Annotated in this window: 17 protein-coding genes; 7 read left to right on the forward strand and 10 right to left on the reverse strand. The window is 70.2% G+C overall.

Annotated elements, in window-relative coordinates:
• Nucleotides 1-105 precede the first annotated feature (105 nt).
• The 5 genes from ACZ6K0_RS15485 to ACZ6K0_RS15505 all read right to left on the reverse strand — a co-directional run bounded on the left by ACZ6K0_RS15485 (nt 106) and on the right by ACZ6K0_RS15505 (nt 3,235).
• Nucleotides 106-927 carry a hypothetical protein gene (locus ACZ6K0_RS15485; RefSeq protein ID WP_469228796.1) on the reverse strand — a complete coding sequence of 274 codons (822 nt, stop codon included), beginning with the start codon at nt 925-927 and terminating at the stop codon, nt 106-108.
• Between the two features lie 167 nt (nt 928-1,094).
• Nucleotides 1,095-1,508: a cytidine deaminase family protein gene (locus tag ACZ6K0_RS15490; RefSeq protein ID WP_469228794.1), complete on the reverse strand. Its 414-nt coding sequence runs from the start codon at nt 1,506-1,508 to the stop codon at nt 1,095-1,097.
• 19 nt (nt 1,509-1,527) lie between these two features.
• The gene (locus tag ACZ6K0_RS15495; protein ID WP_469228792.1) at nt 1,528-1,980 is read right to left on the reverse strand and encodes a DUF3592 domain-containing protein; all 453 of its coding nucleotides are present in this window, start codon (nt 1,978-1,980) and stop codon (nt 1,528-1,530) included.
• A gap of 170 nt (nt 1,981-2,150) precedes the next feature.
• Nucleotides 2,151-2,420, reverse strand: a complete 270-nt coding sequence (locus tag ACZ6K0_RS15500; RefSeq protein WP_469228790.1) for a DUF397 domain-containing protein — start codon at nt 2,418-2,420, stop codon at nt 2,151-2,153.
• On the reverse strand, nt 2,402-3,235 hold the full coding sequence (locus tag ACZ6K0_RS15505; RefSeq protein WP_469228788.1) for a helix-turn-helix domain-containing protein: 834 nt from the start codon (nt 3,233-3,235) through the stop codon (nt 2,402-2,404). Before ACZ6K0_RS15505 ends, ACZ6K0_RS15500 begins: the two co-directional genes overlap by 19 nt.
• A gap of 132 nt (nt 3,236-3,367) precedes the next feature.
• Here ACZ6K0_RS15505 and ACZ6K0_RS15510 point away from each other — a divergent pair, with 132 nt between their 5' ends.
• Together ACZ6K0_RS15510 and ACZ6K0_RS15515 are read left to right on the forward strand one after the other, a co-directional pair.
• Nucleotides 3,368-3,589, forward strand: coding sequence for a hypothetical protein (locus tag ACZ6K0_RS15510; RefSeq protein ID WP_376406069.1), 222 nt, complete (start codon nt 3,368-3,370; stop codon nt 3,587-3,589).
• Nucleotides 3,586-3,801 (forward strand): hypothetical protein, encoded by a 216-nt coding sequence (locus tag ACZ6K0_RS15515; RefSeq protein ID WP_376406071.1) that lies wholly within the window; start codon nt 3,586-3,588, stop codon nt 3,799-3,801. Before ACZ6K0_RS15510 ends, ACZ6K0_RS15515 begins: the two co-directional genes overlap by 4 nt.
• A gap of 32 nt (nt 3,802-3,833) precedes the next feature.
• On the opposite strand, the gene ACZ6K0_RS15520 is transcribed toward ACZ6K0_RS15515, so the two are convergent.
• Nucleotides 3,834-4,439: a maleylpyruvate isomerase family mycothiol-dependent enzyme gene (locus tag ACZ6K0_RS15520; RefSeq protein ID WP_469228786.1), complete on the reverse strand. Its 606-nt coding sequence runs from the start codon at nt 4,437-4,439 to the stop codon at nt 3,834-3,836.
• A gap of 71 nt (nt 4,440-4,510) precedes the next feature.
• Between ACZ6K0_RS15520 and ACZ6K0_RS15525 the strand changes: the two genes are divergently transcribed.
• The 4 genes from ACZ6K0_RS15525 to ACZ6K0_RS15540 are packed head-to-tail and all read left to right on the forward strand — an operon-like array spanning nt 4,511 to nt 7,642.
• Nucleotides 4,511-5,509, forward strand: coding sequence for a LysR family transcriptional regulator (locus ACZ6K0_RS15525; RefSeq protein WP_469228784.1), 999 nt, complete (start codon nt 4,511-4,513; stop codon nt 5,507-5,509).
• Nucleotides 5,506-6,255 carry a DNA repair protein RecO gene (recO, locus tag ACZ6K0_RS15530; protein WP_376406077.1) on the forward strand — a complete coding sequence of 250 codons (750 nt, stop codon included), beginning with the start codon at nt 5,506-5,508 and terminating at the stop codon, nt 6,253-6,255. Before ACZ6K0_RS15525 ends, recO begins: the two co-directional genes overlap by 4 nt.
• A gap of 17 nt (nt 6,256-6,272) precedes the next feature.
• Nucleotides 6,273-7,097 carry an isoprenyl transferase gene (locus ACZ6K0_RS15535; protein WP_376406079.1) on the forward strand — a complete coding sequence of 275 codons (825 nt, stop codon included), beginning with the start codon at nt 6,273-6,275 and terminating at the stop codon, nt 7,095-7,097.
• Between the two features lie 20 nt (nt 7,098-7,117).
• Entirely contained in the window at nt 7,118-7,642 is a 525-nt protein-coding gene (locus ACZ6K0_RS15540; RefSeq protein WP_469228782.1) for a YcxB family protein, read from the forward strand.
• A 60-nt stretch (nt 7,643-7,702) separates the two neighbouring features.
• Here the strand turns inward: ACZ6K0_RS15540 and ACZ6K0_RS15545 are convergent, their stop codons facing one another.
• From ACZ6K0_RS15545 to ACZ6K0_RS15560, 4 genes are all read right to left on the reverse strand, one after another.
• Nucleotides 7,703-8,113: a Fur family transcriptional regulator gene (locus ACZ6K0_RS15545; RefSeq protein WP_024757359.1), complete on the reverse strand. Its 411-nt coding sequence runs from the start codon at nt 8,111-8,113 to the stop codon at nt 7,703-7,705.
• Nucleotides 8,114-8,185: 72 nt separating this feature from the next.
• The gene (locus ACZ6K0_RS15550; protein WP_376406083.1) at nt 8,186-9,079 is read right to left on the reverse strand and encodes a metal ABC transporter permease; all 894 of its coding nucleotides are present in this window, start codon (nt 9,077-9,079) and stop codon (nt 8,186-8,188) included.
• Between the two features lie 28 nt (nt 9,080-9,107).
• On the reverse strand, nt 9,108-9,881 hold the full coding sequence (locus ACZ6K0_RS15555; RefSeq protein WP_376406085.1) for a metal ABC transporter ATP-binding protein: 774 nt from the start codon (nt 9,879-9,881) through the stop codon (nt 9,108-9,110).
• Nucleotides 9,882-9,910: 29 nt separating this feature from the next.
• On the reverse strand, nt 9,911-10,891 hold the full coding sequence (locus ACZ6K0_RS15560) for a metal ABC transporter substrate-binding protein (RefSeq protein WP_469228777.1): 981 nt from the start codon (nt 10,889-10,891) through the stop codon (nt 9,911-9,913).
• Between the two features lie 176 nt (nt 10,892-11,067).
• On the opposite strand from ACZ6K0_RS15560, the gene ACZ6K0_RS15565 reads away from it, so the two are divergent.
• Nucleotides 11,068-12,450, forward strand: a complete 1,383-nt coding sequence (locus ACZ6K0_RS15565) for a glycine--tRNA ligase (protein ID WP_469228775.1) — start codon at nt 11,068-11,070, stop codon at nt 12,448-12,450.
• The last annotated feature ends 25 nt before the right edge of the window (nt 12,451-12,475 follow it).

Raw genomic sequence — 12,475 nt, forward strand, 5'->3', positions numbered from 1 at the left:
ACTTAGGTCACCCTAAATAACAACACACTCGGAGCGGTACCCGGGCCCGGTCTATGGACTCATAAGCCGGACTTATGAGTTCCATAAGTGTGACTAAGCGGGATCCTAGAAGTCGAGGGTGCCGAGGAGTACGCCGACGGTCACCGCGATCAGGGCGGCGAAGGTGACGAGCCCGAGGCCGGCGAAGATCAGCCCGGCGCAGAGCTCCGCGCGCCGCGAGAACGCCCGCCTCGGGAGGACCACGTTCCCCGGGTCCCGGGGGTCGTAGCTGACCTTGACGGCGATGCCGCCCGGCCAGGTGAACACGTTGCGGATCATGCCCGCGGGGTCCACGTACAGATACTGCCCCGGCCTCTCCGGAACCTCCGCCGCGAAGGCCGTGATGCCGTGCCGCATCAGGCGCCACTCGCGGTGCCAGTCGGTCAGGGCGATGACGCCGGCGACGGAGGACGCCGCCCCGACGAGGCCCGCGGGCGTGAGGATGAGGATGCCGATCGGCTGTCCGGCGACCGCGACGAGCACGCACAGGAGCACGAGCAGGCCGAGCGTGGCGGCCGCCCACCGCTTCATCAGCCGCGTCTTCCTCTCCCGCCTGCTCACGGGCCGGTCGCGGGTCTCCACGAGCGCGGTCCCGTCGGCCGTCGTGTCCCGTCCGGCCGCCTCGGGCAGGTCGGCGTTCACGGCCGCGGCGAACATGGCGGCGGCCGCCTCGCTCACCCCGTCGATCCGGTGCGCGTACGAGGTCGCTCCGGCCGGCGCCGTCAGCTCGACGGCGAGCGACCGCCCCTCGGCACGGACCTGCGCGATCGCGGCCAGAGGGATGCGCACCTCGTCGTGACGGCGACTCAGGAGAAGGGCGTCGCCCTCGCGTTGGAGGGATGCCTTCGCGCTGCCCTGGACGACGGGTGTGGACGGAGTGATGGACATGGGCGTGATCGTAGGCGCGACCTGACGGTCGGTGAAGCCCAGTCGGAGGATTTACGGGGCGGCCCGGGCGCTCGCGAGGGCGGCCAGGTCCACGTGGCGGACGACGGAGCCCGCGGCACCCCAGGAACCCTCGGGCTGTTCGTGCGGCCTGCGCCGACCGGCGCGGCCTACTCGGCGTCGAGCTGGTGGTCGGCCCAGACGTAGCTTTCGGGCAGCAGGTCGGTGATGCGGACCGTTCGGACGCGGTCGCCGTTGCCGACGATGACCTTGAGGGCGGGGAAGTAGTCGAGGAGGACCTGCCGGCACCGGCCGCACGGCGGGACGACGCCCCGGTCGCGATCGCCCACGGCCACGATCGTGTGCAGCTCGTACGCGCCCTGGGAGGCCGCCGCGCCGATGAGGACCAGCTCGGCGCAGGGGCCTCCGGTGAAGTGGTAGGCGTTCACCGCGGTGACGATCCGGCCGTCCCGGTCACGGGCCGCGGCCGCCATGGTGTGGTTGTCGCCCTGGCAGCGCGTGCGTGCGACGTGGGCCGCGGCCTCGATGAGTTCGTGGTCGACGTCGGGGGTCTGCGTGGTCATCTCTCCGCCTTCGTGATGCTCAGCCCGTCACGGTCGTGACGACGAGCCGGCCGATGCCGTAGAGCGCGCCGCCCCCGATGCCGCAGCCGATGAGGGTCATGACCATCATCATGCAGCGGCTGTACAGGCCCTCCTGGTGGACGGCCGCCTTCGGGTTGCGGGGATCGTAGGACAGCTCGACCGTCTGTCCGCCCACGTTGTTGTCGTAGGTGTGGGAGACGCCGTCGGTGTCCGTGTAGCGGTACACCTTCGTGTTGTTGGTGACGTGCGAGAACTGCGCCACCACCGTGATGCCGTGCTTCGGCAGGTACCACATCCGGTACAGGCCCCGGCTCATGGTGAACACCAGGAAGACGCCGGTGACGGCGACGAGGGCACCCAGCCAGAACATGAGCGCGTACTCGAACCGGCCGGCCACACCGAGGAACACGTCCAGGGCGAGGACCGGGGCGGCGGCGGCCGTCGCGAGCACCGTCCGACGGCTGACGCGGGGCGCCGTTGCCGTCGGGGGCGGTCAGCTCGATCGTGGCGACCCGCCCCTCGGCGCGGACCTGTGCGATCGCCGTCAGGGGTATGTGATGACCCTCGCCCGGGCGGCCGAAGGTTACGGCCCCTTCCTCGAAGCGGACGACGGTGGAGTCGTCATCCGGCGATACCGGCGACGAAAGCGGACCAGGCGGCGGCGGGCACGATCAGGACGGGACCGTCGGTGACCTTGCTGTCCCGGACGGGGACGACACCGGGGACGTGGTCGAGGACCTCGACGCAGTTGCCGCCGTCGCCGTCGCTGTGGCTGCTCTTGCGCCAGGCTGCGCCCGCGAAGTCGTACGCGACCTCGACGCAGTCGCCGCCCGAAGCGTTGCTGTAGGAGCTCTTGAACCAGTTGGCGTTGCTCAGGTCGTACGCGCGCATCGTCTGTAGTCCTCCGCCGCCGACTCGATCAGTGCGAGGGACGCTTCCGGCGACAGTGTGGCGACCCTCAGCAGATCGTAGGTGCGCTGGGCCTGCTTCACCACAGCCGGATCATCGAGGAGGGTGCCCGAAAACTCCGTCTCCGTATAGGCCGTTGGTGGCTGGTCCTCGAACTCCATGAGCTTGAGCGTGCCGGTCATGTGCGCGTGTGCACCGACCTCGCGTGGCACTACGGTCACCAGCAGCCACCGCTTCCGTACGAGCGCCACGATGTGCTCAAGTTGCTCGGCCATGGCCTGGGGGCCGCCGATCGGGGTGCGTACCGCGTTCTCGTGCAGCACAACCCAATACTCCGGCCTTGTAGCGTCCTTGAGGATCGAGGCTCGTTTGAGCCGTGCGGCGATCTGCTCGTCGATGTACTCCTCTGTGGCGAACGGGTGGGTCGCGACCGTCAGCGCCCTCGTGTAGCTCGCCGTCTGGAGCAGGCCCGGCATCACTATCGGCGCGAACTCGCAGATCCTCGTCGCCACCGCCTCCAGCTCCGCCACCGCGTGGAAATAAGACGCGTACGGCGACTTGTTGATGAGCTTGCGCCACGTTCGTTCGAAAATACCGCCGGTTTGTAGGACTTCGTCGATTCTCTTCGCCACATCCAGCTGTGGCTTTCGAATTCCCTGCTCGAAAAGTCCGATGTACCCACCGGACACGAACACCCGTGCGCCCAGTTCGCTCTGTGAGAGCCCCGCCGCCTCGCGGCGGTCCTTCAGGAGCTCGCCGAAGAACTCCCACGCCTCGTCCTGCTTGCCCTTGGCCATGGATTAACTCCCCAACCCTACGCCGCAGTTGTACGGCCTGCGCGTCTGCCGATTCTACGGATCCCGCCCCACCCTGGAGAGGCGAAGCAGGAAATGGATTCAGAAAGGCATACGTTGGTGAAGGAAGACATCATGAAGACGACCGCGGGGGCCATCGAAGCCGCTCAAGAGGCAGTGACGGAATTGCGTGAGGCGCTCGCGAGGGCGGGAATCACTCTCCCCTCGCTCGGGCTCGACGTCGTCACCCTCGCCGCCGACCCTCCGAGGCCGCTCGTCGAATTGGGATGCTGCACGGCGGAAACGGCGCGGCTCATCGCCGCCGCCCTACTGCCGGGGGAGGAGAACGGAACATGACCTTGCCCATCGGGTCGTACGTCGTGGAGATCCGTACCGGACGGGTCGGAAGAGTCATGGGGCACGAGGGGCCCTACGTCCAGATCCGCCCGCTCGGCGGCGGGCGCGAGTGGGACGTGGAGCCCGACGGCGTACGTGAGGCGACGACGTCCGAGCGACTGAGCGCCGCCACGGCGCACGTCAACGCCCGGAGCCGGGGCGAGGTGCCCTGAAACCCTCCGCCCCCGGCCGGTTCGGCGCCCCGTCACTCCGGCCGGGGGAGCGTGCGTCCGTACGCGAGCAGCAGGAGTTCCTGGGCGGGGCGGCTCACCACCCGAGCGCCCGTGCCCGTGCCGTACGACCAGTCCAGGTCCGTGGCCCGCAGGGTGACGTCGTCGAGGTCCGCTCCGAAGAAGCGCAGCGTTCGAGGGGCGACCGTCCCCAGCAGGATCCGCAGGCGCTCCTCCGGGACCTGCCGTCCGAGGCCGAGCGGGACGGTGATGTCCAGGCCGTGGATCACGTCGTGGCCGAGGGCCGCCGCCAGGCCGCCCACCGGTGGCTTCCAGGGGTGATGGGCGTGGTCGCGCAGGGCCGCCGCGAGTTCGCGCGGGGTGAGGGCGGCGGCGTCGCGGCGCGCGAGGCGGTCGGTCATCCGGTGCAGGTTGCCGCCCGCGCGGACGAGTTCCAGGGCCGTCCTGCCGAACGGGTACCGGAAGCCCATGCTCATGTGGCCGGCGACCTCCCGTACGCGCCAGCCGCCGCACAGCGTCGGCGCGTCCCACTGTTCGTCGGTCAGTCCGTCCAGGACGTCCGCCAGTTCGCGCCGCTCGGCCGCGATCTCCGCTCGTGTCTCCGCTGCCGTGGTCTCCATGATCACCAGCGTGCCGAGGTGCCGGCCAGAAGTCCAAGAGCGAGTTCTTCTCCTCGCTAGCATTCCTGGTTATGGAGCTCCGTCAGCTGCACTACTTCCTCGCCGTCGTCGAGGAGGCCAACTTCACCCGCGCCGCCGCCCGCCTCCACCTCGCGCAGCCGGGGGTGAGCGCCCAGATCCGGCAGCTGGAACGGGAGCTCGGGCAGCCGCTGCTCGACCGCTCCGGCCGGACCGTCACCACGACCGCCGTCGGTGAGGCGGTCCTCCCCTTCGCGCGGGCGGCGCTCGCGGCCGTCGAGGGGCTGCGGCGGACCGTGGACGAGTTCACCGGTCTCGTCCGGGGGCAGGTCACGATCGGCCTCGTGTCCGGGGCCGCCGCCGACGAGTTCGACGTCGCCGCCGTCCTGGCCGACTTCCACGACGACCACCCGCAGGTCGAGATCTCCCTCACCGAGGACACGTCGGAGCGGATGCTCGCCGCCCTGCACCGCGGCGAACTCGATCTCGCCGTGATCGGCCTCGCCGAGGAGGAGCCCCCGCAGGGCGTCAGCCTCCAGGTCCTCGTCGACATGCCCCTCGTCGCCGCCATGGCTCCGGGCGACCCGCTCCTCACCGCCCCCGACGGCCGCGCCCGCGCTGCGCTCCCCGTGGCCGGGCTCGCCGGCCGTCCGCTGATCAGCCTTCCGCGCGGCACCGGCCTGCGCGGCGTCCTGGAGCGCGCCGGTACGCGGGCGGGCTTCCGGCCCCACGTGGCCTTCGAGGCCGCCGCACCGCACCTCCTGGCGCGCCTCGCCGCCCGTGGCCTCGGCGTCGCCGTCCTCCCGGAGCTCCCGGCCGAGGCGGCGGACGCGCTGGGACTCCGTACCCTTCCCCTCACCGATCCGCCCCTCCGGGGCCGCGTCGCCCTCGCCTGGCCGGCGGACGGCCCCGCCGCCCCGGCGGCCGGCGCGCTCCTCGCCCGGATGCGGAAAGCGTTCCCCGAGGTCCGGCCCGAGGTCCGGCCCGAGGTCCGGCCCGAGGTCCGGCCCGGGGTCGGGGCGCCCCCGCCGTACGGGAGAATGGGCCCATGAGTCTGTTCCGCGACGACGGCATCGTGCTGCGCACCCAGAAGCTGGGTGAAGCGGACCGCATCATCACGCTCCTCACGCGCGGTCACGGCCGCGTGCGCGCCGTCGCGCGCGGGGTGCGCCGGACGAAGTCGAAGTTCGGGGCGCGGCTCGAACCGTTCTCGCACGTGGACGTGCAGTTCTTCGCCCGGGGGAGTGAGCTGGTCGGACGCGGGCTGCCGCTCTGCACGCAGAGCGAGACGATCGCCGCGTACGGCGGCGGGATCGTCACCGACTACGCCCGGTACACCTCCGGCACGGCCATGCTGGAGACGGCGGAACGGTTCACCGACCACGAGGGCGAGCCCGCCGTCCAGCAGTACCTGCTGCTGGTGGGCGGTCTGCGGACCCTCGCGCGGGGCGAGCACGCGCCCCACCTCATCCTCGACGCCTTCCTCCTCCGCTCGCTCGCCGTCAACGGCTACGCGCCCAGTTTCGACGACTGCGCGAAATGCGGACTTCCCGGTCCCAACCGGTTCTTTTCGGTCGGTGCGGGCGGGGTCATATGCGGCGACTGCCGGGTGCCCGGAAGCGTCGTACCCTCTGCGGAGGCCATCGGCCTGCTCAGCGCGCTGCTCACCGGCGACTGGGCGACGGCGGACGCGTGCGAGCCGCGTCACGTCAGGGAGGGCAGCGGACTCGTGTCCGCCTATCTGCACTGGCACCTGGAGCGCGGCCTGCGCTCACTGCGGTACGTAGAGAAAAGCTAGGTAGGAGAGACCACGTCATGGCCATCGCACGACTGCTCGGTCGCCAGCGCCGGGAGTACAGCACGCCCGAGCCGCACCCCTCCGGCGCCCGCCCGCCGAAGCTCCAGTCGGAGCTGGTCCCGGAGCACGTCGCGATCGTCATGGACGGCAACGGCCGCTGGGCCAAGGAGCGCGGCCTGCCCCGCACCGAGGGGCACAAGGTCGGCGCCGAGCAGGTCCTCGACGTGCTCCAGGGCGCGATCGAGATGGGCGTGGGCTCGATCTCGCTCTACGCCTTCTCCACCGAGAACTGGAAGCGCTCGCCCGAGGAGGTGCGCTTCCTCATGAACTTCAACCGCGACTTCATCCGCAAGTCCCGCGACCAGCTCGACTCGCTCGGCGTGCGGGTGCGCTGGGTCGGCCGGATGCCCAAGCTGTGGAAGTCCGTGGCCAAGGAGCTCCAGGTCGCGCAGGAGCAGACCAAGGACAACACCAAGCTCACGCTGTACTTCTGCATGAACTACGGCGGTCGCGCGGAGCTCACGGACGCGGCGCAGGCGATGGGCGAGGACATCAAGGCGGGCCGGCTCGACCCGTCGAAGATCACCGAGAAGACCATCCAGAAGTACCTCTACTACCCGGACATGCCGGACGTGGACCTGTTCCTGCGGCCCAGCGGCGAGCAGCGCACCTCCAACTACCTGATCTGGCAGAGCGCGTACGCCGAGATGGTCTTCCAGGACGTACTGTGGCCCGACTTCGACCGCCGCGACCTGTGGCGGGCCTGCGTCGAGTTCGCCCAGCGCGACCGCCGCTTCGGCGGCGTCGACCCGGCCGACATGGCCGTCCTCGACAAGGGCTGACCACATCCAGGGGGATGTCCGTGGAAACGAACGAGCGGATCGAGCTGGCCTACCGGCCCGACTTCGTGGACGTGCGCGAGGCCGTACGGGTCCGGCTGCGGGCCACCTTCTGGTGGCGGCTGCTCCGGTGGACGGCGTGGGGCGCCGGCGTGCTGGCCCTCCTGGTCGCGGGCCTGGCCCTGCTGCCGCCCTCGCCCGAGCCGGGAACGACGGCCCTGATGGTGGCGCTCGGCCTGGTGGCCGTGGGCTGCGCGGAGTCGCTGCCCTGGCTGACGGCCCAGAGCCTCTTCCGGCTGATCAGGGCCCAGGGCGAGGCCACGGCCGTCGTCGACGAGGACGGGGGACGGTGGACCTCCCGGGACAGCGAGACGACGATCCGCTGGGCGCTGCTGCCCCGGTACGCGGAGACGCCCCGGCTCTTCGTCCTGCTCACGGCCAAGCAGTCCGGCACCGGCTTCGCGTACCTGCCGAAGCACGGCCTCGCGGACCCCGCCGACGCCGACCGGCTGCGGGCGGTCCTGGACCGGAACATCAGCAAGGCATGAGACGACGAGGGGCCCGCACCGGAAACGTCCGGTGCGGGCCCCTTCGTCTGTCAGGTCAGCTCACTTCTCCGCGCACTCCGCGCACGTGCCGAAGATCTCGACCGTGTGCGCCACGTTCACGAAGCCGTGCTCCGAGGCGATCGTCTCGGCCCACTGCTCCACCATCGGGCCCTCCACCTCCACGGCCTTGCCGCAGACGCGGCAGACCAGATGGTGGTGGTGGTCGCCGGTCGAGCAGCGGCGGTAGACGGTCTCGCCCTCGCTCGTGCGCAGCGCGTCGACCTCGCCCGCGTCCGCCAGGGACTGGAGCGTGCGGTAGACGGTGGTGAGGCCGACCGAGTCGCCGCGGTGCTTGAGCATGTCGTGCAGCTCCTGGGCGCTGCGGAACTCGTCCACCTCGTTCAGCGCCGCCGACACGGCGGCCCGCTGCTTGGTCGAGCGGCCTCGTACGGGGGGTCCTGCCGTCACCACGGGGGCCTCCTTGAATGCTTGTCTGCCCCCGCCATTCTGCCAGTCCCCCATGACCCTGCGGTCAGCCGCGGATCAGACGTTCACGTCGTCCGTCGGACGACGGGTGGCCGGAAGCGGGGCGTCGCAGCTCTCCGCGCCCGCCTCGGCCGCCCGGGCCCGCCGCTTGGCGAGCGGGGTGGCGAGGAGGGTCAGGAGGACGAAGACGCCGATCGCGTACAGGACGATCGTCGCACCGGGCGGGACGTCCTGGTAGTACGAGGTGGCCGTGCCCGCCAGAGTGACCGTGACGCCGGTCGCCACCGCGAGGACGAAGGTCGTGCGGAACGACTTCGACAGCTGCTGCGCCGCCGCCACCGGCACCACCATGAGCGCGCTGACGAGCAGCAGGCCCACGACTCGCATGGCGACCGTGACGGTCACCGCGGCCGTGACCGCGATCAGCAGGTTCAGGGCGCGCACCGGCAGGCCGGTGACCCGGGCGAACTCCTCGTCCTGGCTGACCGCGAAGAGCTGGCGGCGCAGGCCGACCGTGACCAGGATGACGAAGGCGGCGAGGATCGCGATCGCGGTGATGTCCTCGGACGAGACCGTGGACAGCGAGCCGAAGAGGTACGAGCTGAGGTTGGCGTTGGAGCCGGTCGGCGAGAGGTTGATCAGCAGGACGCCGCCGGCCATGCCGCCGTAGAAGAGCAGGGCGAGCGCGAGGTCGCCGCGGGTCTTCCCGTACGCCCGGATCAGCTCCATGGCGACCGAGCCCGCGACGGCGACGATCGTCGCCATCCAGACCGGGCTGGAGTTCAGCAGGAAGCCGAGGCCGACACCGGTCATGGCGACATGGCCGATGCCGTCGCCCATCAGCGCCTGGCGGCGCTGGACGAGGTAGATGCCGACGGCGGGCGCGGTGATGCCGACGAGCACGGCCGCGAGGAGCGCGCGCTGCATGAAGGCGAGATCGAGCATTTCCATGATCAAGTCAGCTTTCCCAGGGTCGGCTTCAGGTCAGCAGACCCGTACGGAGCGGCTCACCGGCCGCGTGCGGATGGACGTGGTCGTGGCCGGGGAGCGCGTGCTGCCCGACGGCCTCGGGCGGCGGGCCGTCGTGGACGACACAGCCGTCGCGGAGGACCACGGCCCGGTCGATCAGCGGCTCCAGCGGGCCCAGCTCGTGCAGGACGAGGAGGACGGACGTGCCGCCCGCGACCTGCTCGCGCAGCGTCGCGGCCAGGATCTCCTGGCTCGCGAGGTCCACGCCGGCCATCGGCTCGTCCATGATCAGCAGCTCGGGCTCGGAGGCGAGCGCGCGGGCGATCAGCACGCGCTGGTGCTGGCCGCCGGAGAGCGCGGAGACGGAGTCCTTGGCGCGGTCGGCGAGCCCGACGAGGTCGATGGCCCGCTCGACGGCCTCCTTGTCGGCCTTCGTCAGCCAGCCGAAGCGGCGACGGGAGAGCCGGCCGGAGGAGACGACCTCGCGGATCGTGGCGGGGACGCCGCTCGCCGCGGTCGTGCGCTGCGGTACGTAGCCGACGCGGGCCCAGTCGCGGAACCGCTTCTGCTCCGTGCCGAACAGCTCGATCCGGCCGCCGGTCAGCGGCACCTGGCCGATGACGGAGCGGACGGCGGTGGACTTGCCGGAACCGTTGGCGCCGAGCAGGGCGACGACCTCGCCGCGGCGGACGGTGAGGTCGACGCCCCGGAGGACGGGCCGCGCGCCGAGGGCCGCCGTGGCTCCGCGGACGGAAATGACGGGTTCCTGCGCCGGCGCTGCCATGGCTCGTTCCTCCTGCTGTGTCGCTGCGATCACTTCGCGCCGAGGGCCTTCTTCAGCGCGGCGAGGTTGGACTGCATGACCTCGATGTAGTCATCGCCCTGGGACTTGTCCGTGATTCCCTCCAGCGGGTCGAGCACGTCGGTCTTCAGACCGGTGTCGCCCGCCAGGGTCTTGGCGGTCTTGTCGCTCGCGAGGGTCTCGAAGAAGACGGTGGAGACCTTGTCCTTCTCCGCGATGTCCTGGAGTTCCTTGATGCGGGCGGGGCTCGGCTCGGACTCGGGGTCGATGCCGGTGATGCCCTCCTGCTCCAGGCCGTACCGCTCGGCGAGGTAGCCGAAGGCGGAGTGGGTGGTGATGAAGGTCTTCGTGGTGGTGTTCTTCAGGCCCGTCTCGAACTCGGTGTTCAGGGCGCCGAGCTTCGTCACCAGGGCGTCGGTGTTCTTCTGGTAGTCGGCGGCGTTCGCCGGGTCGGCCTTCTCCAGGGCGGTGCCGACACCCTTGGCGACCTCGGCGTACTTCACGGGGTCGAGCCAGATGTGCGGGTCGGTGCCGGCCTCGGAGCCGTGGTCGTGGCCCTCTTCCTCGGCGGAGTGCTCTTCGGTCCCGTGCTCGTGGCCGACCTCGGTGCCGTGCGCTTCGAGCTTCGTGAGGGTGGCGGCGTCGACGGTGTTCTTGACGCCGGCCTGGGCGATGGCGTCGTCGACGGCGGGCTGGATGCCCTTGAGGTAGAGGATGACGTCGGCCTCGCCGAGCTCGCCGATCTGCTTCGGCTTGAGCTCAAGGTCGTGGGGTTCGACGCCGGGCTTGGTGAGCGTGTTGACGGCGACGTGGCCGCCGCCTATCTGCTCGGCCAGGTACTGCATGGGGTAGAACGACGCGACGACGTCCAGCTTGCCGCTGCTCCCCTTGTCGGCGGCGTCGGAGGTTCCGGCGCAGGCGGACAGGGAGACGACGCCGAGCGCGACGGCTCCGGCGAGGGCGGTGGTGGGTATCAGGCGACGTACGTTCATGACACTCATTTTCAACAAAACTGGAAACGATTGTCAATTGTCGTCCGTGTGGCCCCGCCCACGCGCCCTCTCGGGAGCCCCCGCGCGCCCCTGGCACCGAACCGATTTGATGCAGGGGGTACGGGCGCCGGTAACCTGTGGCATTCGCACTTCGTCGTCGTAATGAAGAGAGCACCGTGGCCGCCGACAAGATCGACACCATCGTCAGCCTGAGCAAGCGCCGTGGCTTCGTCTACCCGTGCAGTGAGATCTACGGCGGCCAGCGCGCCGCCTGGGACTACGGACCGCTGGGTGTCGAACTCAAGGAGAACCTGAAGCGTCAGTGGTGGCGTTACATGGTCACCGCGCGCGAGGACGTCGTCGGTATCGACTCGTCGGTGATCCTGGCCACCGAGGTCTGGGAGGCGTCCGGTCACGTCGCCACCTTCACGGACCCGCTGACCGAGTGCACCTCCTGCCACAAGCGCTTCCGCGCGGACCACCTGGAGGAGGCGTACGAGGCGAAGCACGGCCGTCTCCCCGAGAACGGCTTCGCCGACCTCAACTGCCCCAACTGCGGCAACAAGGGCACCTTCACGGAGCCCAAGCAGTTCTCCGGCCTGCTCTCCACGCACCTCGGCCCGACCCAGGACACCGGCTCCGTCGCGTACCTGCGTCCCGAGACCGCCCAGGGCATCTTCACCAACTTCGGTCAGGTGCAGCAGACCTCGCGCAAGAAGCCGCCGTTCGGCATCGCGCAGATGGGCAAGTCCTTCCGGAACGAGATCACTCCGGGCAACTTCATCTTCCGCACGCGCGAGTTCGAGCAGATGGAGATGGAGTTCTTCGTCAAGCCGGGCGAGGACGAGCAGTGGCAGGAGTACTGGATGCAGCAGCGCTGGAACTGGTACACCGGCCTGGGTCTCCGTGAGGAGAACATGCGCTGGTTCGAGCACCCGCAGGAGAAGCTCTCCCACTACTCGAAGCGCACCGCCGACATCGAGTACCGCTTCTCCTTCGGCGGCAGCGAGTGGGGCGAGCTGGAAGGCGTCGCCAACCGCACCGACTACGACCTGAACGCGCACTCGAAGGCCTCCGGCGCCAACCTCACGTACCTGGACCAGGAGTCCGGCGAGCGCTACACGCCGTTCGTCATCGAGCCCGCCGCCGGTGTCGGCCGCGCGATGCTGGCCTTCCTCCTCGACGCGTACAACGAGGACGAGGCCCCCAACGCCAAGGGCGTCATGGAGAAGCGCGTCGTCCTGCGCCTCGACCCGCGCCTGGCCCCGGTCAAGGTCGCGGTCCTGCCGCTGTCGCGCAACCCGCAGCTCTCCCCGAAGGCCAAGGGCCTCGCGGCGGACCTGCGCCAGAACTGGAACATCGAGTTCGACGACGCCGGCGCCATCGGCCGCCGCTACCGTCGCCAGGACGAGATCGGCACCCCGTTCTGCGTGACCGTCGACTTCGACACCCTCGACGACAACGCGGTGACCGTGCGCGAGCGCGACACCATGAAGCAGGAGCGCGTCTCCCTCGACCAGATCCAGGGCTACCTGGGCAGCCGCCTGCTCGGCTGCTGAACTCCCTGATCGCGTCTACCGCGTA

This window comes from Streptomyces sp. NPDC042346 (assembly GCF_055581845.1).

Excerpts from the sequence above, each read along its gene's own strand:
- ACZ6K0_RS15500 (WP_469228790.1), bottom strand. The coding sequence starts at position 2,420 with ATGCGCGCGTACGACCTGAGCAACGCCAACTGGTTCAAGAGCTCCTAC.
- ACZ6K0_RS15485 (WP_469228796.1), bottom strand. The coding sequence starts at position 927 with ATGTCCATCACTCCGTCCACACCCGTCGTCCAGGGCAGCGCGAAGGCA.
- ACZ6K0_RS15550 (WP_376406083.1), bottom strand. The coding sequence starts at position 9,079 with ATGGAAATGCTCGATCTCGCCTTCATGCAGCGCGCGCTCCTCGCGGCC.
- ACZ6K0_RS15555 (WP_376406085.1), bottom strand. The coding sequence starts at position 9,881 with ATGGCAGCGCCGGCGCAGGAACCCGTCATTTCCGTCCGCGGAGCCACG.
- ACZ6K0_RS15515 (WP_376406071.1), top strand. The coding sequence starts at position 3,586 with ATGACCTTGCCCATCGGGTCGTACGTCGTGGAGATCCGTACCGGACGG.
- ACZ6K0_RS15505 (WP_469228788.1), bottom strand. The coding sequence starts at position 3,235 with ATGGCCAAGGGCAAGCAGGACGAGGCGTGGGAGTTCTTCGGCGAGCTC.
- ACZ6K0_RS15560 (WP_469228777.1), bottom strand. The coding sequence starts at position 10,891 with ATGAACGTACGTCGCCTGATACCCACCACCGCCCTCGCCGGAGCCGTC.
- recO (WP_376406077.1), top strand. The coding sequence starts at position 5,506 with ATGAGTCTGTTCCGCGACGACGGCATCGTGCTGCGCACCCAGAAGCTG.
- ACZ6K0_RS15520 (WP_469228786.1), bottom strand. The coding sequence starts at position 4,439 with ATGGAGACCACGGCAGCGGAGACACGAGCGGAGATCGCGGCCGAGCGG.
- ACZ6K0_RS15510 (WP_376406069.1), top strand. The coding sequence starts at position 3,368 with ATGAAGACGACCGCGGGGGCCATCGAAGCCGCTCAAGAGGCAGTGACG.
- ACZ6K0_RS15525 (WP_469228784.1), top strand. The coding sequence starts at position 4,511 with ATGGAGCTCCGTCAGCTGCACTACTTCCTCGCCGTCGTCGAGGAGGCC.
- ACZ6K0_RS15535 (WP_376406079.1), top strand. The coding sequence starts at position 6,273 with ATGGCCATCGCACGACTGCTCGGTCGCCAGCGCCGGGAGTACAGCACG.
- ACZ6K0_RS15490 (WP_469228794.1), bottom strand. The coding sequence starts at position 1,508 with ATGACCACGCAGACCCCCGACGTCGACCACGAACTCATCGAGGCCGCG.